Source organism: Lactobacillus sp. UMNPBX1, from assembly GCF_002554085.1.
Lineage (GTDB): Bacteria > Bacillota > Bacilli > Lactobacillales > Lactobacillaceae > Lactobacillus > Lactobacillus crispatus.
On record NZ_PCZI01000001.1, the window covers coordinates 61,395 to 86,171 of the forward strand.

The window sequence follows — 24,777 nt, forward strand, 5'->3', positions numbered from 1 at the left end:
AGGAGTGATGACAGCAGCTGCCGCATTGGTGCTGGCAGCTTGCTCTAACAATGGCAGTAATGCTGCACCGACTAAGACAATGAATACCTCTGTCACAAATGAAATTTCAACTTTAGATTCGAGCAAGTATGGAGATACGACTAGTTCAGAAGTTTTGCAGAATTCCATGGAAGGTCTTTACCGTTTTAATAAGAAAAATCAGCCAGAATTAGCTGGTGCGACAAAAGTTGAACGTTCTAAAGACCAGAAGGTCTATACTTTTACCTTACGCAATAATGCTAAGTGGTCTAACGGTGATCCAGTTACTGCCCTGGATTATGTAACGGCTTGGCGCAGAACCGTTGACCCAAAAAATTCATCTTTAGATGCCGATTCTTATGCCATTATCAAAAACTGTGAGGCAATTTCTCAAGGTAAAGCACCGGTAAATTCATTGGGAATCAAAGCACTCGGCAAGTATAAGATGCAAGTTACATTAGCTAATCCAATTCCATATTTGTCACAAATCTTAGAGGGTGCACAATTCTATCCTCAGAATTCTAAATTGGTTAAAAAGTTAGGCTCTAAGTATGGGACTAGCAGTAAGAATCTAGTTTACAATGGTCCATTTACTGTATCTGGTTGGACAGGTTCAAATTTGAAGTGGACTTACAAGAAAAATCCAACTTACTGGAACAAGAAAATTGTTGATTTGAATAAAGTTAACGTACAAGTGGTTCAAACTCCTTCAACTGGGGTTAACTTGTTCAGAAGTGGTGAACTTGATTACACGACATTGACTTCTGATTTTGTTAAGCAGTATCAAAATAATTCTAGCTATCATACCAAAGTTACGCCAACTAATGGTTATCTTTCTTTCAACTTGAAGCGTAAGAGTACAGGCAATGTTCATATTCGTCGGGCCATTAGCCGGGCAATTAATAAGCAACAGTTAGTCAAGACCGTTTTGCATCAAGGCAAGGTGTCAAATGGAATTGTTGCCGCAAACTTTATTACCGATCAGGCAACTGGCAACGATTACCGCAAGGATGCTGGCGACTTGGTTACCTATAATGCCAAGGAAGCTAAAAAGGAATGGCAACTTGGTTTGAAGCAATTGGGTAAGAAGAAGCTAACCTTAGAATTGCTTACTTCAGATATTGACGATGCTAAGCGCGTGGGTGAATTTATTCAAAGCAATTTGATGAAAAATTTACCTGGTCTAACTCTACGGGTACGGTCAATTCCTTTGAAGTCACGGCTATCTAACACAACTAATCACAATTACGACTTTGTTTACGGAACTTGGCAGCCAAGTTATGAAGATCCAATTGATTTCTTGACAGTTGGTGGTTTGTTTAATTTAGCGCCAGATTATCACAACGCCAATTTCTGGAAGCAAATTGACTTGGCTCGTTCAACTTATGCCACTGATCCGCAGAAGAGATTGAATGCCTTAGTTAACGCTGAAAAACAATTAATTCAAAAGGATGCCTTTGCGGCACCACTATTCCAACAAGGTACGTCATACTTATTGAATAAGAGAGTGAAAGGTTTTCAACTTTCTCCTTATGGTAATGTGGCTTATTACTGGAATGTTAAAATGAAATAGTATAAGAAGCTAGGAATCGAACCTAGCTTTTTTGATGAGCAAAAATACAACATAAATTGAAGAAAATTAGTACAATAGTAATCGGTTTTTACGAGATGAAAGGATAATGGATGGCTAGGATAATTAGAGTAGGGGGATCTAGCAGTTCAGTCAGTTGGCACGAGGCTTTAAAGGATTTGCGTGCCGATGATGTGTTGATGCTGGGCCCCGGATATTATTATTTGCCGCAGGGCATCACACTAACAGATATCACAATTAAGGGAACAGGCTCTTTGCCAGAAGACACGACTATTTATGGCTATATTAGTGTTTCAGAAGATAGTCGTTATGTAACTTTAGAAAATTTATGCATTGATACAACTACCGAACATAATAGCCTATCTGTACCAGTAGGCGTTGATGGCTATTTAACTTTGCGTAATTGCTTTATTAAGGGCACGGGAACTGATACAGCAGCTATCGCGGTTAATGGTAAGATCACGTTGGAACTTTATTCAACCAAAATTGTTAACGGTTCAGTTTCCATGTATGACCATGCCAATTTCCGTTTGGAAATGAATGATTCAGAAATTGATTATTTCTCGGACAAATATTGTGCTTTGGCAATTGAAGGCGAAGGAACAGCAATTGTAAATAATTCAAAGATTCACGGCAGTATTAATACTTTTGCCAAAACGAATGCGGAGTTGGATCTTAATAATTCGGAAGTAGATTATGTATTACTGCATGGGCAAACTTGGATGAATATGCTTAATTCAAAAGTTAAGTCTGCTAGCGATTCCTGCCTTTATTTAAGTGATGACTGCTGGAGCAATATTATGAATTCTACTTTTTTGGGTGGGGTTTATATTGATAAAAAGACACGGACAATCATTCAAAATTCAACCATCAATCGAATGATAGTAGTTGATGAAGCAAAAGTTACAATGAACAATGCCGTAATTTTAGCTCATGCAGATTTTCAAGATCAGGCGAAATGTGATGCTACACGTGTTACCTTCACTGGGAATATGAACTATGAGTACTTTTTAGCTTTGAGCGGTGAAGCTAATATGAAGGGCCACAATATTGTGCTGAATCCTAATCAGGCTAACTTAGCTGTTAAAGATGAAGCAAAATTTAGTGCCAGTGTAGTTGCTAATGATAATGAACAAGTTGAAGTGGAATATAACAAGCGTCCAAATGTTTATATTCTTGGAGTAAAGTGGACCGCTAAGAAAAAATAGTCTGTAAAATTGAAGCAGTGTTATTAATGCAAGCTAGACCAATTTAGATTATAATAATAGCAGTACTAAACTTTGGGGGTGGCGACTATGGAAGAACCGATGTATATCAAGATTCACAATCAGATTAAGCGTGATATTGAGAATCACGTTTATCAAGTAGGGGATCGTATTCCAGCAGAACGTCAATTGGCAGTTAAGTTTGGCGTTTCGAGAATGACTTTACGCCAAGCGATTAAAACATTAGAAGATGAAGGAATTTTAGAACGGCGCTTGGGTAGCGGAACCTATGTAGCTAGTCAAAAGGTTCAAGAAAAAATGTCAGGAATTATGTCCTTTACTGAGATTACTAAGGCTAATGGTCAAGTTCCTTCAAGTAAGTTAATTTCTTATCAGATTGGCAATCCATCTTTATCTGAAAAAGAGCGTCTTGCGCTAAAAGATAATGAGAACGTTTTGCGGATGGAGCGGATTCGCTACGCTGATAAGACACCAATTTGTTATGAAGTCGTAACGGTGCCATACTACTTAGTAAAGAATTTTTCTAAAGAAGATGTTTCAACGCACTTATATAAAACCTTAGAAAAGCGCGGTGGTTTTGCCATTGGACGAGTGACGGAACATATTTCTGCATCAATTGCCAACGAGCAAGATGCGCGTCTTCTTAAAGCTAAAAAAGGTGAACCGTTAATTACTAGACGACAGGTAACTGAACTAGCAGATGGGCAACCATTCGAATACACCCGCGCACGTTACGTTGCAGAACGATTTGAATTCACTTTTTCTAAGTAAACAAAAACTCCAATCTCATTCAAATTGAATGGAATTGGAGTATTTTTTTATTTAAGATCTTCTTTAATTTTAGTAGTGGAAATTCCTGGCGTTCTTGGCAGGTAAACCACATCACAATAAGGCTTAAGGAAGTCGAATTTTCCTTTCCAATCATCGCCCATGACAAAAGTGTCGATATGGTATTTTTGTACATCGGTGATTTTTTGATCCCAATCCTTTTCGGGGATGACTTGGTCGACATAACGGATAGCTTCCAAAATGTATTTACGTTCAGGGTAGGTATTGTAGGCTTCCTTGTGTTTTTTGAATTCGTTAAATTCATCGGTAGATAAACCTACTATTAAATAGTCGCCCAATTCTTTAGCTCTTTTAAGCAGTCGCACGTGACCGTAGTGAAGTAGGTCAAAGGTGCCATAGGTAATAACTCTTTTCATTTTTTCTCCTTTATTAAAACAATCTTATCATGTTTGAATAAAATATAAAACTTGAACATGTTTCTCGTACTTGCGTGTCGGAATGGTAGAATAGAAACTAGATAAGAAAACGCATGAGGTGTGAAAATGAGCAAAGTTAATATTTTAGGTGTTGATTTTGATAATAAAACTTTTAACCAATTCCAAAATGAATTTATTAATCGACTAAATAATCACCTGTCGACCTTTATTGTGACCGCTAATCCGGAGATTGTGATGGCGGCAAACGAGAATCCTGAATTTATGAAAATTCTAAAAAATGATCCCGATTATATTACTGCTGACGGGATTGGCATTGTAAAAGCAGCTAAAATGCTTAAGCAGCCGTTACCTGAGCGGGTGACTGGATATGATTTGTTTACTTGGCTGATGGATGTTGCTAACGATCGTGGTAGCCGAGTTTACTTAATTGGAGCTAAGCCACAAGTAATTCATGCAGTACAAAGCAAAATTGCTAAGGAATACTCAAATATTAATCTAGTTGGTGCAGAAGACGGCTACTTTACTGAAGATTTGGAACTAGTGGCACGGCGCATTCAGAAGGCACAACCCGATATGGTTTTTGCAGCATTAGGTTTCCCTAAGCAAGAAAAACTACTATCAATCTTACGTAAGAACGAAACACCAGCTTTGATGATGGGTGTGGGTGGCAGTTTTGATGTCTTTTCAGGTATCGTTAAAAGAGCACCAGAAGCTTTTCAAAAGACGCATTTAGAGTGGTTTTATCGCTTGATTACTAATCCTAGCAGATTTAAGCGGATGTTAGTTTTGCCACAGTTTGTTGTGCGAGTTAAACAGTCAAAAAAGAAGGGAAAATAATTTTACTAAGATGAAGGTTTTGCATGTAAATGCTGGTTTAGAAAATGGCGGCGGTTTATCACATATTGTTAATTTGTTAACTGAAGCCAAAAATGAAGGCAAAGATTTTGAATTATTAACGCTGGCAGAAGGACCAGTAGCACAAGCAGCAAGAGCGGCTGGGATTACTACACATGTGTTAGGAGCTAATAGTCGTTATGACTTAGGCAGTTTAGGTAGACTGACTAAGTTTATCAATGAGGGGCACTATGATATTGTGCATACTCATGGTGCGCGTGCCAACTTATTTTTATCTTTGATTCACAAGCGAATTCGTGCAACTTGGTGTATTACTGTACATTCAGATCCTTATCTAGACTTTGAAGGTAGGAGAATCATTGGCAATATTTTTACTAAACTTAATTTACGTGCGTTGAGAAAAGCTGATTGTATTTTCGTAGTAACTCAGCGTTTTGCCAAGCTACTAATTAATCGCGCACATGTGAATAAAAACAAGGTACATGTCATCTATAATGGCATCTTTTTCCACAGTGATAGTGAAATTCCAGCTAAATATGAACATACCTATTTTAATATTATTAACGTTGCTCGTACGGAAAAGGTTAAAGGACAAGAATTGCTCTTAAAAGCTGTGAAAAAATTAGATGATCAGCATATTCGTCTGCATATCGCGGGTGATGGTAGTCAGCTTGAAGCATTGAAGGCCTTGACGCGGCAATTGGACATGGCACCACAAGTAACTTTTCACGGTTTTATGACTCAACACCAATTGAGCGGATTATATAAGCGAATTGATCTAGCCGTCCTAACTTCATATTCAGAGAGTTTTCCACTTGTGCTTTTAGAGGCAACAGACAATTTAATCCCTATTTTGTCCACAGATGTAGGTGATATTCATAAAATGATTCCAGGACCCGAATATGGTTTCATTGCTAAAACGGGAGACATTGATTCAATTGCTAAAGAGATTAATCTGGCCGTTAATAAAACCCATGAAGAGTTACGCCAGATGGCTAATACAGAAAAGCGGTATGCGGAGGAGCATTTTTCTATTAAAAATCAATTGGACTCAATTGAAAAAGTGTATTTAACTTTGAGGTAAAAATAGTTTTGAGAATAGCCAATGGACTGTAATGGCTGTATAATGAAAAACGAAATTGTTAATTTTTAATGACAGAAAGAGAAGCAATGTTTTATCCAGAATTAGCCAAAGACGATTCGTTGGCTTTACACACTGATTTATACGAAATTAATATGATGTATACCTATTTCAAGAAAGGGATTGCTGATCGCAATGCCGTTTTTGAAAGTTTTTACCGCAGGGAACCATTCGGCAACGGTTATGCTGTTTATGCTGGTTTGGAACACATCATTAACTATTTAAAGAATTTAAAGTTTACCGAAAGTGACCTGCAATATTTGAAAGAAAATGAAGGTTACGATGATGACTTTATTGATTATTTACGCAATCTAAAATTAAAGCTCACTATTCGTTCAATGAAGGAAGGCGAGCTGGTTTTTGCTAACGAACCAATTTTGCAAGTTGAAGGTCCACTTGCCCAGTGTCAGTTAGTTGAAACTGCTATTTTAAATATTATTAACTTCCAAACTTTATTGGCAACTAAAGCTGCTAGAATCAAGTTAGCTGTTAAAGATGATGGTCTAATGGAGTTTGGCTCTCGTCGTGCGCAAGAAACCGATGCGGCCATTTGGGGTGCTCGAGCTGCTTATATTGGCGGCTTTGATTCAACTAGTAATGTTCGTGCTGGTAAATTGTTTGGTATTCCTATTTCAGGGACTCATGCTCATGCTTTAGTTGAAGCATTTGGCAGTGAATATGACGCATTTAAGGCATATGCGGAAACACATAAGAATTGTGTTTTCTTGGTTGACACTTACGATACTGTCCGTAGTGGTGTGCCTAATGCTATCAAGGTGGCTAATGAAATGGGCGACAAGATTAACTTCTTGGGCGTACGAATTGACTCTGGGGATATGGCTTACATTTCTAAGCAAGTTCGTAAGGAGTTAGACGATGCTGGCTATCCAGATGCCAAGATTTTTGCTTCAAATGACCTTGATGAAAACACCATTACTAACTTAAAAATGCAAGGCGCTAAAATTGATGTCTGGGGCATTGGGACCAAGTATATCACTGCTTATGATCAACCAGCCCTTGGTGCTGTTTACAAGTTGGTTGCCATGGAAGATGAATTAGGCGCCATGCGGGATACATTGAAGATTTCTTCAAATGCCATCAAAGTTTCCACCCCAGGTAAAAAACAAGTATGGCGGATTAGCGCAAACACTGCTAAGAAAAATGAAGGTGACTGGGTATCTCGGTATAATGAAGATCCACGCAAATTTGACGCGCTCTTCATGTTCCACCCACAATATAACTATATTAATAAGGTGGTAACTGATTACACTGCTATTCCACTTTTACATGATATTTTTAAAGATGGAAAATTAGTTTATGATCAACCTAGTCTTGATGAAATTAAAAAATTCTGTGCTGACAACCTTGATGGTTTATGGGATGAATATAAGCGTAGCCTGAATCCGCAGGAATATCCAGTGGATTTATCACAAAACTTATACGAATCCAAGATGGATTTGATTCAAGACATTCGGCGTAAAATTAGAGAAAGAAGCATTGGTCGATGAGAGAATTACAAAAAGAAATTATCGCTTATGAACATGTTTTACCAGAAATTGACCCTAAAAAAGAAATTAGACGTTCAATTGATTTTTTGAAAGATTATTTAAAGGCTAATCCATTTCTTAAGTCATACGTCTTAGGTATTTCTGGTGGTCAAGATTCCACTTTGACTGGTAAATTGTGTCAAATGGCAATTGAAGAAATGCGTGAGGAAACTGGCGATGATTCTTATCAATTTATCGCTGTTCGTTTGCCTTATGGCGTTCAAGCAGATGCCCAAGATGCCGCAGATGCAGTCGCTTTTCAAAAGCCAGATCAGGATTTAATTGTTAATATTAAGGAACCAGTTGATGCTATGGTGAAGGTTGTAGAAGCAACTGGTCAAAAGATTACTGACTTTAACAAAGGCAATATTAAGGCGCGGCAAAGAATGGTAGTTCAATATGCCATCGCTGGTGCTAATAAGGGTGCCGTTGTTGGTACCGACCATGCTGCAGAAAACTTTAGTGGCTTTTATACTAAGTTTGGTGATGGTGCCGCTGATTTGACGCCATTGTTCCGTTTGGACAAGCGTCAAGGCAAGGCTTTGCTTAAGGAATTGGGTTGTCCTAAGCATTTATATGAAAAGGCTCCAACCGCAGACCTTGAAGAAGAAAAGCCAGATTTGCCAGATGAAGTTGCCCTCGGTGTAACTTACCAAGAGATTGATGATTACCTTGAGGGTAAGGAAGTATCAGATAAGGCAGCTGATCAAATTGAAAAATTATGGAATAAGAGTAAACACAAGCGTCATTTGCCGGTTACTGTCTTTGATGACTTTTATAAAAAGTAAAAGCAATTCGCTAAAACTTGTAGATAGCTAAAATTTTGCTTATAATTAGCTTGTCATAAGGGAGTAACAGCAATTGCTTGCGATGAATCCAACAGCCGAAGTAAGATACTTCTGGATTTATCTTAATTCGTGAGACTTATGTGCTACAAGCATGTAAGTCTCTTTTTTATTTTTGAGGAGAGGAAAATGGCGAAAAAATATTATGTCGAGTCAATTCCCGACACTGAAAAAGACCTGAACACGTCTGTCAAAGATGGGTTAAGTGCTAGCGATGCTAAAGTTAGGTTAGAAAAGTATGGACCTAATGCACTTGCTTCCAAGAAAAAGCAGAGCATGTTCATGCGTTTTATTGATCAATTCAAAGATTTTATGATCATTGTTTTGATCATTGCCGCGATTTTGTCTGGGGTATTAGCTCATGAGTGGACTGATGCCGCAATTATTATGATTGTGGTCATTTTGAACGCAATTTTGGGCGTCTTTCAAGAAGCACGTTCCGAAGCTGCGATTGATGCTTTGAAGGAAATGGCTACGCCGGATGCGCATGTGCGCCGTGATGATACAATCGTTACTATTCCAAGCACAGAGTTAGTTCCTGGAGATGTAGTTTTACTAGAAGCTGGGGATGTGGTTCCTGCTGACTTACGCTTGAATCAAGCCCACAGCTTGAAGATTGAGGAATCAGCGTTAACCGGTGAATCAGTTCCAGTTGAAAAGCATGCAGAAACTTTAGAAGGTGAAGACATTGCTTTAGCTGACCGCGTAAATATGGCTTATTCCAATACTAATGTGACCTATGGTCGTGGTGAAGGAATCGTAACTAGTACGGGAATGCACACCGAAGTTGGTAAAATCGCTACAATGTTGAACAATGCTGATGAAACTGATACACCGTTAAAGCGAAACTTGAATCAACTGGGAAAGACCCTAACCATCATGATTTTGGCAATCTGCGTGATTGTCTTTATCGTAGGAGTGCTCAAGGCTGATCCAGCAGAGCGTAACTCTACTTTAATGATTAACATGTTCTTGGTTGCCGTTTCCTTGGCTGTAGCTGCAATTCCGGAAGGCTTGCCAGCAATTGTAACGATTATTTTGGCACTAGGTACGCAAACGATGGCCAAACATAAGGCGATTGTCCGTAAATTGCCTGCTGTTGAGACATTGGGTGCTACAGACATTATTTGTTCTGATAAGACTGGTACGTTGACCCAGAACCGGATGACAGTTGAAAAGGTCTTCTATGATAAAAAGTTACATGATAATAGTGAAAGTATTAGCGAAAATAACCCAGCTTTATTGGCAATGACTTTGGCTAATGATACTAAGATTGAAAATGGCGGAGACTTATTGGGTGACCCAACAGAGACCGCCCTGATTCAATTTGCTTTTGATCAAAACATTGATGTAACTGACTTGCTTGAAAAATACAAACGAATTCAAGAAGTGCCTTTTGATTCAGAACGGAAATTGATGAGTACTGTTAATAAAGATGGCGAGCAATACTTTGTAGCGGTCAAAGGCGCACCAGATATGTTGTTACAGCGAGTAACTAGGATTGAAAATGGTGGTCAAGTAGAGCCGATCACAGATAAGCAGAAGCAAAATATTTTAGCGCAAAACAAGCAGATGGCGCAACAAGCTTTACGTGTCTTAGGGCTTGCTTATAAGAAAGTCGACCAATTGTACACCGATCCAACAACTGATAATGTTGAACAAGATTTAATTTTTGCTGGGTTAGTCGGAATGATTGATCCAGAACGTGGTGAAGCTAAAGCGGCCGTGGCTGAAGCAAAGAGTGCTGGTATTAGAACAGTAATGATTACTGGTGATCACCAAACAACTGCTCAAGCAATTGCGGAACGCCTAGGTATTATTGAAAAAGGTCAGGATAGCCGCGTTTTAACTGGGGCTGAACTTGATAAACTAGATAATGAATATTTCAAACAGCATGTTGGTGACTACAGCGTTTATGCTCGTGTTTCACCAGAGCACAAGGTTAGAATTGTCAAGGCTTGGCAGGCTAATGATAAGATTGTTGCAATGACTGGTGATGGGGTAAACGATGCTCCAAGTTTGAAGCAAGCTGATATCGGAATTGGCATGGGAATTACTGGGACCGAAGTTTCTAAAGGAGCCAGCGATATGGTTTTGGCTGATGATAACTTTGCCACGATCGTTGAAGCAGTAAAGCAAGGACGCAAGGTCTTCAGTAATATCCAAAAGGCCATTCTATATTTAATGAGTTGTAACGTGGGTGAAGTATTAACAGTTTTCATGATGACAATGCTAGGTTGGGATATCTTAGCTCCTGTGCAGCTCTTGTGGATCAACTTGGTAACGGATACTTTGCCAGCTATTGCTTTAGGTGTTGAACCAGTGGAAGCTGGAATTATGAAGCGCAAGCCGCGTGGTAAGAAGTCTAACTTCTTTAGCGGTGGTGTTGCCAGTTCAATTATTTACCAAGGAATTTTGGAAGGAATTTTAGTTTTAGGTGCATACCAAATTGGTTTGCATGTCGGTCCACATGTGGGTGATCCATCGTTGCAACATGGGGATGCATTGACAATGGCCTTCTTAACCTTGGGCTTGATTCAGCTGTTCCATGCAATTAATTCCAAGTATGTACATCAGTCGATTTTTAGACCGCATACTTTTTCTAACAAGTGGTTCAATGGTGCAATTATCATTGCCGCTGTAATTATGGCAGCTGTAGAATTGCCATTTATGACTAAGTTCTTTGATGTGACTGAACTTGATGGACCACAGTGGTTAGTCATTTTAATTGCCGGAATTTTGATGGTTTTGATTGTTGAAATTGTTAAATTCTGCCAGAGAAAAATGGGTAAAGAATAAAGTTTAACAAAAATAAAGAAAAAAGCTTGAGTTTGCTCAAGCTTTTTTTATATGCTTTAGGTATTAGACTATTTTAAGGAAGTATTTTAATGAAAAGCTTTTTATTCCGTCTTTATTTGGCTTGGATGAGTTTTTTGGCTAGATTTACCACGATGGAAAACAATAATGTGGTTATCCTGAATGGTTCAGGTAGGTCTGGATCTAACGGCTATGCTTTTTACAAGTGGCTGCAATTGAATCATCCTGAATATAACGTTACATTAGTTGAGCCGTGGCCATCGTCACACTTGAAGTGGAAAACCTGGCAGAAAATCGGAGCAGCGCGATATGTAATTACAACGCACCAACCATTTAAGGTGCGCAAGCATCAAATTAATGTCCAGTTGTGGCATGGCGTTCCACTCAAGCGCATGGGGATTATGGCTAATAATACTAAGCGACGCGACAATCGCCGTAACGAAAAATTGTGGCACAAGAATGCGGATATTGTTGCTTCTAGCTCTGATCTATATGAATCACTAATGAGTGCTTGTATGGCAATTGAGACAAAAAAATACCGCAAGCTGGGCTTTCCGCGTTTGGATTTATTGGCTAAGCCGGTAATTTCGAAGAAACAATTGTTGGCTGACTTATTTAAAACTGAGGACGATCAGGCACAGATCGGGATCTATATGCCAACTTTTCGTTATGAATTGGAAGATAAATCCATTATGGAGAAAATCAAAGAGAGAAACTTTTTTGCCTTTCGGGATTTTGATGTTGAAAAATTAAATACAGAATTAAAGAAGCGGCATCAATATCTGATTGTAAAATTGCATCCCTATGAAATGCGCTTATTTGCCAATTTCAAGAGCAGTTATTCTAACATTGCTTTCATGAACAATGATTACTTGTTTGACCACAATTATGATTTGTACGAATTGCTCGGTGATACTGATTTCTTGATGACAGACTTTTCGTCAATCTACTTTGATTACTTGCACTTGAACAAACCGATTGTGTTTGTGACTAACTTTTTAGAGCAATATGAAAAAACGCGCGGATTACTAATGGGACCATATGCTGAGATTACTCCCGGAATCTGTGTTAATTCAGAGGATGAACTAATTCGCAATCTGGATCAACTTGATAACCAGCAGATTGCTAATCGCCGTCTTTACTGGCTACATTTGACTAACCAGGTGCATGGTGATTCATATTGTGAGAACGTCTTTAAGTATATGACGCAGGAATATCGAGGTTAAAATGCGTAAAACATTTTTAAACATCTTATATAATGCGGTTTATCAGATTTTTATTGTATTGGTGCCACTGATTACTGTACCGTATTTATCGCGTGTCTTAGGTCCTAAGACTTATGGGATTTATAGCAGTGTGAACAATACGGTGCAATTCTTGATGATTTTTTGTATTCTGTCTGTGTCGTATGTAGGGATGCGAACAATTTCACGGACGCGCACTTATGGTACACCGCAGGAGCTAACCAATGCTTTCTGGGGGTTATGGTATTTCCAAGGAATCGCCGGTATTATCACCATTTTAGTCACGGTTTTTGTAGCGACTGTATTTCACGTTCAATATTGGTTTTATATCTTGTTGATGGTGCCATACTTGATCTCAGCACAGGTTGATATTTCATGGTTCTTTCAAGGACTAGCTGACTTTGGTCGTGTTGTTTTGAAAAACACGGTGGTAAAGTTAGTTAGTGTGGTTCTAATTTTATTATGGGTAAAATCACCTGCTGACTTGTGGAAATATTTACTGATCATGTCAGTGTCGACAATGCTAGGTTCCTTTGTCTTTTGGTTTGATATTCGGCGCTATGTAGGAAAACCCGTTGCTCATTTTTACAAATTTAAACAGACGGCAATTGCAATTGGTACTTTGATGATTCCACAGATTGCGACTCAAATTTATACTTCGCTGGATAAACCAATTTTGGGTTGGTTTTCTAATTCGACTCAGGTTTCTTTTTATGACAATTCACAACGAATTTCAAATATGATTCTGGGTGTAATTACCAGTATTTCGCTAGTCATTATGCCTAAGATGGCGAGCGAAGGAAAAAAGGCACAAAAGATAGTGATGAAAAAATCACTGGAAGCTACTGTAATGCTGGGTACCTTGTTCGCCGTAATTATTATGGCAAATACCAAACAGTTTGTACCATTTTTCTTTGGGAATAAATACGTTCCGATGACTCCATTAATGTTTTGGTTTACCTTAACAATTATCATGATTCCGACTGGCGGGGTATTTGCTAACCAATTTGCTTTGGCTAACCAGCGAGACAAGGATTATGCTGTGCCAGTAGTTATTGGGGCAATTTTAGAAATTGCCTTGAGTTATCTCTTAGATAGGCCATATGGCGCAGTTGGGGCTATGATTGCAATATTAATTACTGAAGCAGTAGTTTTAATTTTGCGGCTCTGGGTTGTACGTGATGGCTATGAATTTAGTTATGTTTTCCATGACGTGCCCAAGTATTTGTTAATTGCGGTGCTAACCTTGGCTATTGGAATGTTTATGCCTAATATAATTCCGTCTGCCTTTTTCAATATGGCTTTTAAATCAATTGTCATGTTAATTATTTATCTGACATTGATGTTCTTGTTCAAGCTTAATTTTAATGATGATATTGTGAAGCTAATTAAGAACTTTTTGAAGCGAGGTTAAAAATGATTCCTAAAAAAATTCATTATGTTTGGGTAGGACACAATTCTAAATCCCCGATAATTGAAGAATGTATTGCAACCTGGAAGAAAAAATTGCCTGATTATCAAATTATTGAGTGGAATGAAGATAATTTTGATATGCATGAGAACCGTTATATTGAACAAGCTTATGCTGCAAAAAAATGGGCCTTCGTGTCAGACTATGTTCGAGCACGGGCTATTTATGAACAAGGTGGGATATATTTAGATACTGATGTTAGAGTCGTGGATAAGTTAGATAGTCTTTTGAATGATTCTGCCTTTATTGGTTTTGAAAACCATGATTATCTGTCAGCTGCAATTTTTGGTGCAGAAAAAGGCCACCCATTTATGCAGGATATTTTGGATTATTATCAAGATCGTGATTTTGAATATGACACTAAGAATCAGATGGCGGGAGTAAATAGTATTTCCGTTACTGAAATGCTGGTAAATAAGTATGGCTTAAAGCTAGGTAATCAGGAGCAAGTGTTAAAAGATGGCATTCATGTCTATTCAGATGGAGTTCTGTGTAATCCTTCTAAGGACTCCAAATCGATTCACTTATTCACTGGAACCTGGATGGATGGTAAAAAGTCATTCAAACATGACTTAGTAACTTTCTTGAAACGACACATTAGTACGCCTAAGCAGGCGGGGATGTATGCCAAGATATTTAGGTAGCAAAAAATCAGCGAGATTAAATTCTTGCTGATTTTTATTTTTGGAATAAAATTTTATCCATGAATGAGAATGAATTACAAAATTTAGTTGAAGAAATTTCGTTAAAATATTTTGATCGCCCTTTTAAGCACCGTGTAAAAATTAATCGGCGAATGACCACAACAGGTGGGCGTTATCATTTGGATGATCACCATCTTGAAATCAACGCGCATTTTTTAGTACCACAATATCATGATTATCTAGTAGGAATCATTAAGCATGAATTAACCCACTATCATTTGCATTTATTGGGCTTGGGTTACCGACACCGTGATCGCAATTTTAAAATCTTGCTGAAAAAAGTTGGAGGCAGTCGTTATGCACCTGATATTGGCTTACGTAAAAAGAAAAAATATCGTTACCTATATCTTTGTGAAAACTGTGGGGTGAGATACCCAAGAATGCGCAGGATTAATACACAAAAGTATCGTTGTGGTAAATGTAGGGGACACCTGCGTTTAGCGCAAACTTTTGCGTAAAATGATCAGAAATTTAAAATAATTTATATTTTTTCTTGCATCTCAACTGTATTTAGGCTATTATAGTTGATGTGCCGCGGGCGTGGCGGAATGGCAGACGCGCAAGACTAAGGATCTTGTGATCGCTTTAGATCGTGGAAGTTCGAGTCTTCTCGCCCGCACTGATTGAGGAGTCGCAGTGAGCGACTTCTTTTTTTTACTCAAAAATCGGTTATACTTTAATTAGTAATTAAAGGGAATAAAACTATGGCAAGAAAACGTAAATCAAGAGTACCAAAAAGTGTCAAAACCGTTGTGCGTGTATTCGTAATTCTATTTATTCTGATGGTTACTTTTGTCGGCTTTAGATATTATAGGCGTTACGCGATTCAATCAGAGCAGATTCGACAAGCACAGCTGCAAAAAGAACAGGAAGCAGCAAAACTATTAAAACAGAAAAAAGACTTTATCAAAAAAATTGGTCCGATTGCGCGCGAAGTGGACAAGTCGTATGACTTATTGCCAAGCATCACGATTGCTCAAGCCTGCCTAGAAAGTAATTATGGACAAAGTGATTTGTCGCAAAAATACAACAATCTTTTTGGTGTTAAAGGATCCAACCCGAACACTTCGGCAGTGATGACAACTAAGGAATATGTAAAGAATAAGTGGGTTACCGTGAAGGCGCGTTTCCAAATATATGACTCATATGAGGCTTCTATTCGGGCTCACGCTAGATTATTCCAGAATGGGACAACGTGGAACCACGATCAGTATAAGCATGTTCTAGCATCCAAAGATTATAAGACACAAGCTAAAGCTTTGGTTACCGACGGCTATGCGACTGATCCGGACTATGCCGATAAGCTGATTAATTTGATTGAACAGTTTGATCTTGAAAAATATGATAAGTAAATCTAAAGCAGCGAATTAGTCGCTGCTTTTTTGGTATAATATTCAAGTTGCATTAATGAAATAATTTTTAGTGAAGGGGAAAATAATGAGCGAAAAATCTATCTTAGCTGGTCTAAATCCGCAACAAAAAGAAGCGGTAGAAACCACTGAAGGACCTTTATTAGTCGTTGCTGGTGCGGGTTCAGGTAAGACTTCTGTTTTAACGAGACGAATTGCCTACTTAGTTGAAGAAAATCATGTTGCACCTTGGAATATTTTAGCCATTACCTTCACCAATAAGGCGGCTAGTGAAATGCGTGAGCGTGAGCAAAAGTTGCTGGGGCCAGCAGCTAACGACATTTGGATGTCGACTTTCCACGCTTTATGTGTGCGGATCTTGCGTCGGGATGCAGATAAGATTGGTTATGGTCATAATTTTTCAATTGCTGATTCGGCCGAGCAATTAACTTTGGTTAAGCATATTGAAAAAGACCTGAATATCAATCCTAAGATGTATGATCCACGCGGTATTTTAGCCGCAATTTCTAATGGCAAGAATGACTTGCTGGATCCTGAAGCTTTTATGCAGAGTGCATCGTCACCATTTGAGAAGATGGCGGCTAAGGTGTATGAAGAATATCAACGTAGATTGCGCCGTGATCAAATTATGGACTTTGATGATTTGATTATGCAGACCCTAGTTTTGTTTAAAAAAGATAGCGAAGTTTTGCACTATTATCAAAACAAGTTCCGTTATCTTTTAGTTGACGAGTATCAGGATACTAACCAGGCTCAATATGAACTCTGTCATGCTTTGGCTGCACAATACAAGAATATTTGTGTAGTTGGGGATGCCGATCAGTCAATCTATGGCTGGCGCGGTGCTAATATGGAAAACATCATGAATTTTGAGCAGGATTACAAGAAATATGATGTTAAGACTGTGAAGCTAGAACAAAATTACCGGTCTACTGGTCACATTTTGTCCGCAGCTAACTCGGTCATCAAAAATAATCAGAACCGGAAGGCTAAGAACTTGTGGACTGATCAAGGTGATGGGCAAAAGGTAACCTACTATCAAGCCCAAAGCGGTGATGATGAAGCTCACTACATCATTTCAAAGATCCAAGAAGAAGTTAAAGATAAAAAACGGGCTTATAAAGATTTCGCAATTCTTTATCGGACTAATGCTCAGTCTAGAACAGTCGAAGAAGCTTTCGTTAAAAGCAATATTCCTTATCAAATCGTTGGTGGACATAAATTCTATGACCGCAAAGAAATTAAAGATGTGATGGCTTACTTGAAGTTAGTTGCTAATCCAGCTGATACGATGAGTATGAACCGAATTATTAATACTCCAAAGCGGGGAATCGGTGCCGCTACTGTGGATAAGTTGATAACATTTGCGGATGAAAATCACTACAACATTTTAGATGCGATGGGACATGTGGCTGAAAGTTCAATTAATACTAGAGCAGCCAAGAAATTAAGCGATTTTGGTACTAAATTACGTGATGCAATTACTTATGCTCAAAATGGTACAGTAACTGGTTTAACTGAAAAAATCTTAACTGATTTTGATTATACCGATGCCTTGCGAGCTGAAAATACAATTGAATCAGAAACGCGTTTAGAAAACTTGGATGAATTCTTGTCAGTTACTAAGCGTTTTGATGATCATTATGAGCCCGAAGAAGATGAGTCTAATCCATTAAGCGACTTCTTGGCTGAAGTATCTCTACTTAGCGATCAAGATGATCTTGATGAAGATGACAATCAAGTAGCTTTAATGACTTTACATGCAGCTAAGGGACTAGAATTCCCAGTGGTTTTCTTAATTGGCATGGAAGATGGGCTTTTCCCGTTGCAACGTGCAATGATGGATGACAATGAATTAGAAGAAGAGCGGCGCCTAGCTTACGTGGGAATTACTCGGGCTAAGCAAGAACTGTTTTTAACTAATGCTTACTCACGGATGATGTATGGCAGAATGCAAAATAATCCGCCTTCAAGATTCTTGGACGAAATTGATGAACAGGATCTGCACAAAGAAGAAAATGAAAAATTACAAAGCAGCTTTATCCAATCTAGCTTTGAGAAACAGACGGCACCATTTGCTCGCAAAGCCGAACGAGCTCGCGCTGAAGTTTATACTGCTAAGAAAGCTTCAGGCGCTGTCGGTGCTGAAAAGAAGGGCTGGAATGTAGGCGACCAAGTCGAGCATAAAGCTTGGGGACATGGTGTTGTAACTAAAGTTAATGGCACTGGTGAAGATATGGAGCTGGATATTGCTTTCCCTGGTAAAGGAATCAAACGGCTTTTGGCTGCCTTTGCGCCAATTAAGAAGGTATAATTAAAGAAAGATTGATTTGGATCAGGAGGGAAAAATGGCAGAAATTACTCTTGATGAAGCTAAAAAAGAAGCGGCTTCACTTAGAAAACAGCTTAATGAATGGGCTGAGGCCTATTACTCTAAGGACGCGCCTGAGGTTGAAGACAATGTTTACGACCAAAGCTACAACCGCTTGCTTGAATTAGAAAAAGAATTTCCAGAGATTGTGACACCCGACTCCATTACCCAAAGAGTTGGGGGACAGATTGATAGTGATTTTACCAAGGTAGAGCACCCGATTCCAATGCTGTCAATGGGGGACGTCTTTTCCAAAGCTGAACTGAAGGATTTTGATCAACGGATGCAAAAATTAGTTGGTCATCCAGTTGAATATAACGTGGAATTAAAGATCGATGGCTTATCACTATCGCTTGAATATGAAAATGGTAAGTTGGTTCGTGCCTCAACGCGGGGTAACGGTTATGTTGGTGAAGATGTAACAGCTAATGCTAAGTATATTAGTGATATTCCACAGACTTTGTCTGAACCGTTAACAACTGAAGTGCGCGGTGAATGTTACATGGGCAAGGAAGCCTTTGCCAAGTTGAATGCAGAAAGAGAAGAGCAAGGTCTAGCAGTTTTTGCTAATCCACGTAATGCTGCAGCGGGTTCTTTGCGTCAACTTGATCCTAAAGTTACCAAGAAGCGTCAACTTAGTACCTTTATTTATACTTGGGTTAATCCGCCTGAAGAAATTACTAGTCAGCACCAAGCAATTCAAAAAATGCATGATTTAGGCTTTCATACCAATGAAACCGGTCGTAAGTTAAAAACATTAGATGAAGTTTTTGCCTTTATCGATGAATACACAGCTAAACGAAACAGCCTAACATATGGTATTGATGGCATTGTGTTAAAAATTGATGATCTAGGAATTGAACAAGAGCTCGGCAACACTGTTAAGGTGCCTCGCTGGGAAATTGCTTATAAATTTCCACCTGAAGAACAAGAAACTGTAGTGCGGGATATCGTTTGGACTGTCGGCCGTACCGGAGTAGTTACTCCAACTGCGGTCATGGATCCGGTGCAACTAGCTGGTACAACTGTAGCTAGGGCTTCATTGCACAACCCAGATTATTTGAATGAAAAAGGCATCAGGATTGGTGATACCGTTAAACTGCATAAAGCAGGCGATATTATTCCAGAAATCTCTGAAGTCGTCATGGCTAAAAGACCGGCAGATTCTGTAGCTTATCAGATTCCAACGACTTGTCCATCCTGTGGGCAAAAATTAGTTCACCTAGAAGATGAAGTAGCTTTGCGCTGCATCAATCCATCTTGTCCAGCTCAAGTTGAGGAGGGCATTACGCACTTTGCTTCTCGACCAGCTATGAACATTGCCGGTTTGGGGCCAAAGATCGTTAAACAATTGATTGCTAAAGATTTAGTGCATAATGTGGCTGATCTTTATCACTTAACTGCAGATGATTTAGCACAACTCGATCATTTTAAGGAAAAATCGATCAATAATTTGTTAACTGCCTTAGACAATTCAAAGCAAAACTCAGTTGAATTATTGATTACTGGATTGGGAATTGACCATGTTGGGGCCAAAGCAGCACGCTTAATTGCTCAAAAGTTTAAAAATCTGGCAAAGATTATGTCTCTAGACGTGCAAGAAATAGCTTCTATCGATACAATAGGCATGACGATCGCGGAATCAATGACAACATATTTTGCTCAACCAGAAGCACAGAAGGTAATTGATGAGCTGCGTGAGAGCGGCCTGAATATGGATTACCTAGGTGCAGATGAGCCTGCAGAAATTGAAGATAATCCATTTAAGGATAAGACTGTAGTGCTAACAGGTAAATTAGAGCATTATACTAGAAGTGAGTTTACGAAAAAATTACAAGCTTTAGGTGCCAAAGTTACGGGTTCAGTTTCGCATAAGACCGATTACGTGATTTATGGCAAAGATGCTGGTTCTAAGTATACTAAAGCGCAGACTTTAGGCGTACCACTTTTGACTGAAGAAGAAGCAATTGCACAAATTGAATAAAGGACAATTATTGTGAAAAAATATTTGCAAGTAATGGCTTTAGCTGGAATCGCGCTTACTCTAAGTGGTTGTGGTAAGTTGAAGGATTCTAGTTTAGCAAATAATGCGACAACCACTTCAACCACTAAGAAAAAAAGCTATCAAACTACTAACACGGGAACGAATGGCTATACCGTTTTAATGAAAAATGGTCGCTATAATATTAGTCCGATTGCAGGATTAACAGCTACTGATAATGATAATTCTGTTGATACGCGTGAATTAGAGCGAGGGCTGATTCAAATTTCTAAGAATCAATTTTCGCCTAATCAATACGTCTTCCAAGAAGGACAATATTTGGATACCTCAACTGTAACTGATTGGTTAATGCGTAAATCCAAATCAAATCCTGATGGTTTAAACCCAGTAAATAATGGTAAGACCGGAACCGATACGCGTAATCCAATTTATTTGGAAGAAATTATCGAACAAGATTATTTGACTGGATCTGGTTCCAAGTATAATTTAGGTGGTATAAGCTTGGGCTTAGCAATGAATTCGGTTGATTATTATCAGAAAAAGCGTAACGGTGCAGAATTTCAAACTACTATTTCACGTGCTGAGCAAAAAGCTCAAGGTGAAAAAATAGCTAATGAAATTGTTGCTCGCTTGCGTAAGAAGAAAGCTTTAAAGAATATTCCGATTACGATTGGTTTATTCTCCAAGACTGGAAAAGATTCATTAGTTGGTGGAACTTACTTCGCTTACGGGACAGCGGCCGCTAATAGTAGTAAAATATCTAAATGGAAATCCATGTCGGAAAAAATGCAAGTTTTACCGACAACTGGTAGTGAAAAAGCAATTAACAGTGATGATGCATCGCACTTCAATGATTTCAAGACGGCTATTCAAAACTACTTCCCTAATATTAGTGGGGTAACGGCAACTTTGCGTTATACAAACGGTAAGCTTTCACAAGAAAACATTTCCGTAACAACGCAATTTTATGGCTATGAACAAATTCAAAGTTTTACCCGTTTGGTTTTGTCGTCAGCTAAAAAGTACTTGTCTGGCAATATCCCAATTGAAATCAAAATTGGTTCAGTAGATGATGTACAAGCTTTAGTTGCAAAAGAAACCGGTGATAGTGATTATCAAGTCCATGTTTATGGCGGCGAATAGGAGGTATTTGCGTGGAAATCACAAAAGATACCATTAAACACGTTGCGACTCTTTCGCGACTTGCGTTTAATGAAGAAGAATTAGATAAATTTACTGATCAAATGGGATCAATTATCAATATGGCTGATCAACTTAGTGAAGTTGATACTGAGGGTGTTGATGAAACAGTTCAAGTTGTTGATCGTGATACTGTCTTCAGAGAAGATAAACCTGAACACTGGCAAGGACAAGACAGAGAAACATTGATGGCTAACGTTCCTGAAAAGGCAAACGGCTACATTAAGGTTCCTGTAATTATTAATAAGGATGAGGACGAGTAATGAATTACTTAAACGAAAATATTGATTCATTAAACAAAAAGCTTGCCAGCGGTGACTTGTCAGCAGATAAGTTAGCTAAAGACACTGTGGCAAACATTAAGGATACAGATAAGAAGTTAAATGCTTGGATCACTGTTTTAGATGATGCTAAGCCTGCAGATAACCTTGACTACTCCAAGAGTAAGTTAGCAGGTATTCCAATCGCAATTAAGGATAACATCATCACTAACGGGATTAAGACAACTGCTGCTAGTCACATTTTGTACAACTACATGCCAATGTATGATGCAACAGTTATTTCTAAGCTTAAGAAGGCTGGCGTAACCTTTGTAGGTAAGACCAACATGGATGAATTTGCCATGGGTTCATCAACTGAACACTCATATTATGGTGCTACTCACAACCCATGGAATTTAGATAAAGTTCCTGGTGGTTCATCTGGTGGTTCAGCAGCTGCAGTTGCTAGTGGTCAAGTTGTAGCAGCACTTGGTTCAGATACTGGTGGTTCAATTCGTCAACCAGCCGCATTTAACGGTATTTTTGGTATTAAGCCAACTTACGGTCGTGTATCACGTTGGGGTCTTATCGCATTTGGTTCTTCACTTGATCAAATTGGTGTAATGACTAAGCGCGTTAAGGATTCAGCTGAAGTATTAAACGTAATTGCTGGTGCAGATGAGCATGACTCAACTGTTTCAACCCGTGAAGTACCTGACTTTACCAAGTTTATCGGTCAAGATGTTAAGGGCCTTCGCGTAGCTGTTCCTAAGGAATACATGGAAGCAGTTGACGGTAAGATGCGTGAAGTTATTCAAAAGCAAATCGATGCTTTGAAGGATGCTGGTGCAGTGATCAATGAGGTTTCATTGCCACATACTAAATACGTTGTTCCTGACTACTACATCATTGCTTCAAGTGAAGCTTCTTCAAACTTGCAAAGATACGATGGTATTCGTTACGGCTACCGTGCTAAGGACACTAAGAACTTACTTGATGTTTACGTTAAATCACGTTCTGAAGGCTTTGGTGCTGAAGTTAAGCGTAGAATTATGCTTGGTTCATTTGCCCTTTCAGCTGGTTCATATGACCGTTTCTTTAGACAAGCTGCTAAGGTTAGAACCTTGATCTGTGATGACTTTGACAAGATCTTTGCAGAAAATGATGTAATTGTTGGACCAACTACTACTGAGCCAGCATTTGGTATTGGCGAAGAAGTTTCAGACCCAATTAAGATGTACAACAATGATATTTTAACTATTTCTGCCAACTTAGCAGGTATTCCTGCAGCTAGTGTTCCAGCTGGTTTAGTTGATGGGATGCCTGTCGGTTTACAAGTTATGGCTAAGCGTTTTGATGAAGGTAATGTCTTCAAGACTGCTGACTTTATCGAACGCACTAACAAGTTTTATGAAAAAACACCAACTGGAATGGAGGACTAATTGAATGAATTTTAAATCGACTATCGGACTTGAAGTCCACTTCGAATTAAAGACAAAGAGTAAGATTTTCTCTCCTTCACCAGTAACATATGGTGCTGAACAAAACACGGAGACTAATGTAATTGACTGGGCTATGCCTGGTACCTTGCCAATGGTTAACAAGAACGTTTACCGTTTAGGTATTATGGTTGCCATCGCAACCCACGCTCACATTTTGCCAACTACTCATTTTGATCGTAAGAACTATTTCTACCCTGATAACCCAAAGGCTTACCAGATTACTCAGTTCTTCCAACCACTTGCTCGTGATGGTTACATCGAAGTTGAAGTTCGTGGTAAGAAGAAGAGAATCGGTATTCACGAAATGCACATTGAAGAAGATGCCGGTAAGAACACTCACGGAACTAACGGTTATTCATACGTTGACTTAAACCGTCAGGGTGTGCCACTTCTTGAAGTTGTTTCTGAACCAGATATGGAAGATCCAGAAGAAGCTTACGCTTACCTTGAAAAGTTACGTAAGATTGTTCAGTTTACTGGTGCTTCAGACGTTAAGATGGAAGAAGGTTCAATGCGTGTTGATACTAACATTTCCATCCGTCCAGCAGGTCAAAAGGAACTTGGTACTAAGGTCGAAATGAAGAACTTGAACTCATTCGATCACGTACGTCGTTCACTTGCATATGAAGAAAAGCGTCAAGAACAAGTTCTATTAGCTGGTGGTCATATTCAACTTTCAACTCGTCGTTTTGACGAAGCAACTGGTAAGACTGTTTTGGAACGTGTTAAGGAAGGCGCATCGGATTACCGTTACTTCCCAGAACCAGATATTGCTCCTGACCATATTAGCCAAGAATGGATCGATCAAATTGCTAAGGAACTTCCAAAAAGCCCATTTGATCGTTACGATGATTATGTAAACAAGTACGGTTTGAAGCCATACGATGCAAATGTTTTGCTTCAAACTAAGGAAAGCTCAGACTTCTTTGACGCAGCAGTCGAAGCTGGTGCTGATCCAACTCTTGCTGCTAACTGGATGAACACTCAAGTAAATGGTTACTTGAACGATCACCGTGTAAGTTTGAATGACATTAAGCTTACTCCAGAACACTTAGCAGAAATGATCAAGTTGATCAAAGATGGTACTATTTCATCTAAGATCGCTAAGAAGGTCTTTGCCGAAACTATTGAAAATGGTACTGATCCTAAGAAGTATGTTGAAGATAATGGTATGGTTCAATTGTCAGATACTTCTGTTTTAGCTCCAATGGTTAAGAAGGTTGTTGATGATAACCCTCAATCTGTTGAAGACTTTAAGAATGGTAAGGATCGTGCAATCGGCTTCTTAGTTGGTCAAATCATGAAGCAAACTCGTGGTAAGGCTAACCCTAAGATGGTTAACAAGTTACTTAACCAAGAATTGCAAAGTCGTTAATTTTTAGAACGT

The 24,777-nt window shown here is 38.8% G+C and carries 20 protein-coding genes and 1 tRNA gene; 20 read left to right on the top strand and 1 reads right to left on the bottom strand.

The window, feature by feature from the left end; genetic code table 11:
• The first annotated feature begins 7 nt into the window (after positions 1 to 7).
• The 3 genes from CP352_RS00325 to CP352_RS00335 all read left to right on the top strand — a co-directional run bounded on the left by CP352_RS00325 (position 8) and on the right by CP352_RS00335 (position 3,606).
• Positions 8 to 1,591 carry a peptide ABC transporter substrate-binding protein gene (locus tag CP352_RS00325; RefSeq protein WP_089143581.1) on the top strand — a complete coding sequence of 528 codons (1,584 nt, stop codon included), beginning with the start codon at positions 8 to 10 and terminating at the stop codon, positions 1,589 to 1,591.
• Positions 1,592 to 1,701: 110 nt separating this feature from the next.
• Positions 1,702 to 2,817: a hypothetical protein gene (locus tag CP352_RS00330; protein ID WP_023488289.1), complete on the top strand. Its 1,116-nt coding sequence runs from the start codon at positions 1,702 to 1,704 to the stop codon at positions 2,815 to 2,817.
• Between the two features lie 87 nt (positions 2,818 to 2,904).
• The gene (locus CP352_RS00335) at positions 2,905 to 3,606 is read left to right on the top strand and encodes a GntR family transcriptional regulator (RefSeq protein WP_005720917.1); all 702 of its coding nucleotides are present in this window, start codon (positions 2,905 to 2,907) and stop codon (positions 3,604 to 3,606) included.
• Between the two features lie 47 nt (positions 3,607 to 3,653).
• Here the strand turns inward: CP352_RS00335 and tagD are convergent, their stop codons facing one another.
• Positions 3,654 to 4,040 carry a glycerol-3-phosphate cytidylyltransferase gene (gene tagD / locus CP352_RS00340; protein WP_005720918.1) on the bottom strand — a complete coding sequence of 129 codons (387 nt, stop codon included), beginning with the start codon at positions 4,038 to 4,040 and terminating at the stop codon, positions 3,654 to 3,656.
• A gap of 126 nt (positions 4,041 to 4,166) precedes the next feature.
• Between tagD and CP352_RS00345 the strand changes: the two genes are divergently transcribed.
• From CP352_RS00345 to gatB, 17 genes are all read left to right on the top strand, one after another.
• Positions 4,167 to 4,898, top strand: coding sequence for a WecB/TagA/CpsF family glycosyltransferase (locus tag CP352_RS00345; protein ID WP_013085950.1), 732 nt, complete (start codon positions 4,167 to 4,169; stop codon positions 4,896 to 4,898).
• A 10-nt stretch (positions 4,899 to 4,908) separates the two neighbouring features.
• Positions 4,909 to 6,000 carry a glycosyltransferase family 4 protein gene (locus CP352_RS00350; protein WP_089143573.1) on the top strand — a complete coding sequence of 364 codons (1,092 nt, stop codon included), beginning with the start codon at positions 4,909 to 4,911 and terminating at the stop codon, positions 5,998 to 6,000.
• An 86-nt stretch (positions 6,001 to 6,086) separates the two neighbouring features.
• Positions 6,087 to 7,565, top strand: a complete 1,479-nt coding sequence (locus CP352_RS00355) for a nicotinate phosphoribosyltransferase (RefSeq protein WP_005722468.1) — start codon at positions 6,087 to 6,089, stop codon at positions 7,563 to 7,565.
• The gene (gene nadE, locus CP352_RS00360; protein ID WP_005727201.1) at positions 7,562 to 8,392 is read left to right on the top strand and encodes an ammonia-dependent NAD(+) synthetase; all 831 of its coding nucleotides are present in this window, start codon (positions 7,562 to 7,564) and stop codon (positions 8,390 to 8,392) included. Before CP352_RS00355 ends, nadE begins: the two co-directional genes overlap by 4 nt.
• A gap of 186 nt (positions 8,393 to 8,578) precedes the next feature.
• On the top strand, positions 8,579 to 11,248 hold the full coding sequence (locus CP352_RS00365) for a calcium-translocating P-type ATPase, PMCA-type (RefSeq protein ID WP_089143572.1): 2,670 nt from the start codon (positions 8,579 to 8,581) through the stop codon (positions 11,246 to 11,248).
• An 89-nt stretch (positions 11,249 to 11,337) separates the two neighbouring features.
• Positions 11,338 to 12,492, top strand: coding sequence for a CDP-glycerol--glycerophosphate glycerophosphotransferase (locus CP352_RS00370; protein ID WP_005720925.1), 1,155 nt, complete (start codon positions 11,338 to 11,340; stop codon positions 12,490 to 12,492).
• A gap of 1 nt (position 12,493) precedes the next feature.
• On the top strand, positions 12,494 to 13,924 hold the full coding sequence (locus tag CP352_RS00375; protein ID WP_089143571.1) for an oligosaccharide flippase family protein: 1,431 nt from the start codon (positions 12,494 to 12,496) through the stop codon (positions 13,922 to 13,924).
• 2 nt (positions 13,925 to 13,926) lie between these two features.
• Complete coding sequence (locus CP352_RS00380; RefSeq protein WP_089143570.1) at positions 13,927 to 14,625, top strand: glycosyltransferase family 32 protein; 699 nt, start codon at positions 13,927 to 13,929, stop codon at positions 14,623 to 14,625.
• 59 nt (positions 14,626 to 14,684) lie between these two features.
• Positions 14,685 to 15,143, top strand: a complete 459-nt coding sequence (locus CP352_RS00385) for a SprT family protein (RefSeq protein ID WP_089143569.1) — start codon at positions 14,685 to 14,687, stop codon at positions 15,141 to 15,143.
• A 76-nt stretch (positions 15,144 to 15,219) separates the two neighbouring features.
• Positions 15,220 to 15,304, top strand: a tRNA-Leu gene (locus CP352_RS00390).
• 85 nt (positions 15,305 to 15,389) lie between these two features.
• On the top strand, positions 15,390 to 16,037 hold the full coding sequence (locus tag CP352_RS00395) for a glycoside hydrolase family 73 protein (RefSeq protein WP_057726163.1): 648 nt from the start codon (positions 15,390 to 15,392) through the stop codon (positions 16,035 to 16,037).
• 85 nt (positions 16,038 to 16,122) lie between these two features.
• A complete protein-coding gene (gene pcrA, locus CP352_RS00400) occupies positions 16,123 to 18,369 on the top strand; it encodes a DNA helicase PcrA (RefSeq protein WP_061204500.1) in 2,247 nt (748 codons plus the stop codon).
• A gap of 34 nt (positions 18,370 to 18,403) precedes the next feature.
• Positions 18,404 to 20,410, top strand: coding sequence for an NAD-dependent DNA ligase LigA (gene ligA, locus CP352_RS00405; protein WP_065989443.1), 2,007 nt, complete (start codon positions 18,404 to 18,406; stop codon positions 20,408 to 20,410).
• 12 nt (positions 20,411 to 20,422) lie between these two features.
• Positions 20,423 to 21,571 carry a CamS family sex pheromone protein gene (locus CP352_RS00410; protein WP_089143568.1) on the top strand — a complete coding sequence of 383 codons (1,149 nt, stop codon included), beginning with the start codon at positions 20,423 to 20,425 and terminating at the stop codon, positions 21,569 to 21,571.
• 11 nt (positions 21,572 to 21,582) lie between these two features.
• On the top strand, positions 21,583 to 21,891 hold the full coding sequence (gene gatC / locus CP352_RS00415) for an Asp-tRNA(Asn)/Glu-tRNA(Gln) amidotransferase subunit GatC (RefSeq protein WP_005720935.1): 309 nt from the start codon (positions 21,583 to 21,585) through the stop codon (positions 21,889 to 21,891).
• On the top strand, positions 21,891 to 23,330 hold the full coding sequence (gene gatA / locus CP352_RS00420; RefSeq protein ID WP_005720936.1) for an Asp-tRNA(Asn)/Glu-tRNA(Gln) amidotransferase subunit GatA: 1,440 nt from the start codon (positions 21,891 to 21,893) through the stop codon (positions 23,328 to 23,330). Before gatC ends, gatA begins: the two co-directional genes overlap by 1 nt.
• A 4-nt stretch (positions 23,331 to 23,334) precedes the next feature.
• On the top strand, positions 23,335 to 24,765 hold the full coding sequence (gatB, locus tag CP352_RS00425; RefSeq protein ID WP_089145647.1) for an Asp-tRNA(Asn)/Glu-tRNA(Gln) amidotransferase subunit GatB: 1,431 nt from the start codon (positions 23,335 to 23,337) through the stop codon (positions 24,763 to 24,765).
• Positions 24,766 to 24,777: the final 12 nt, after the last annotated feature.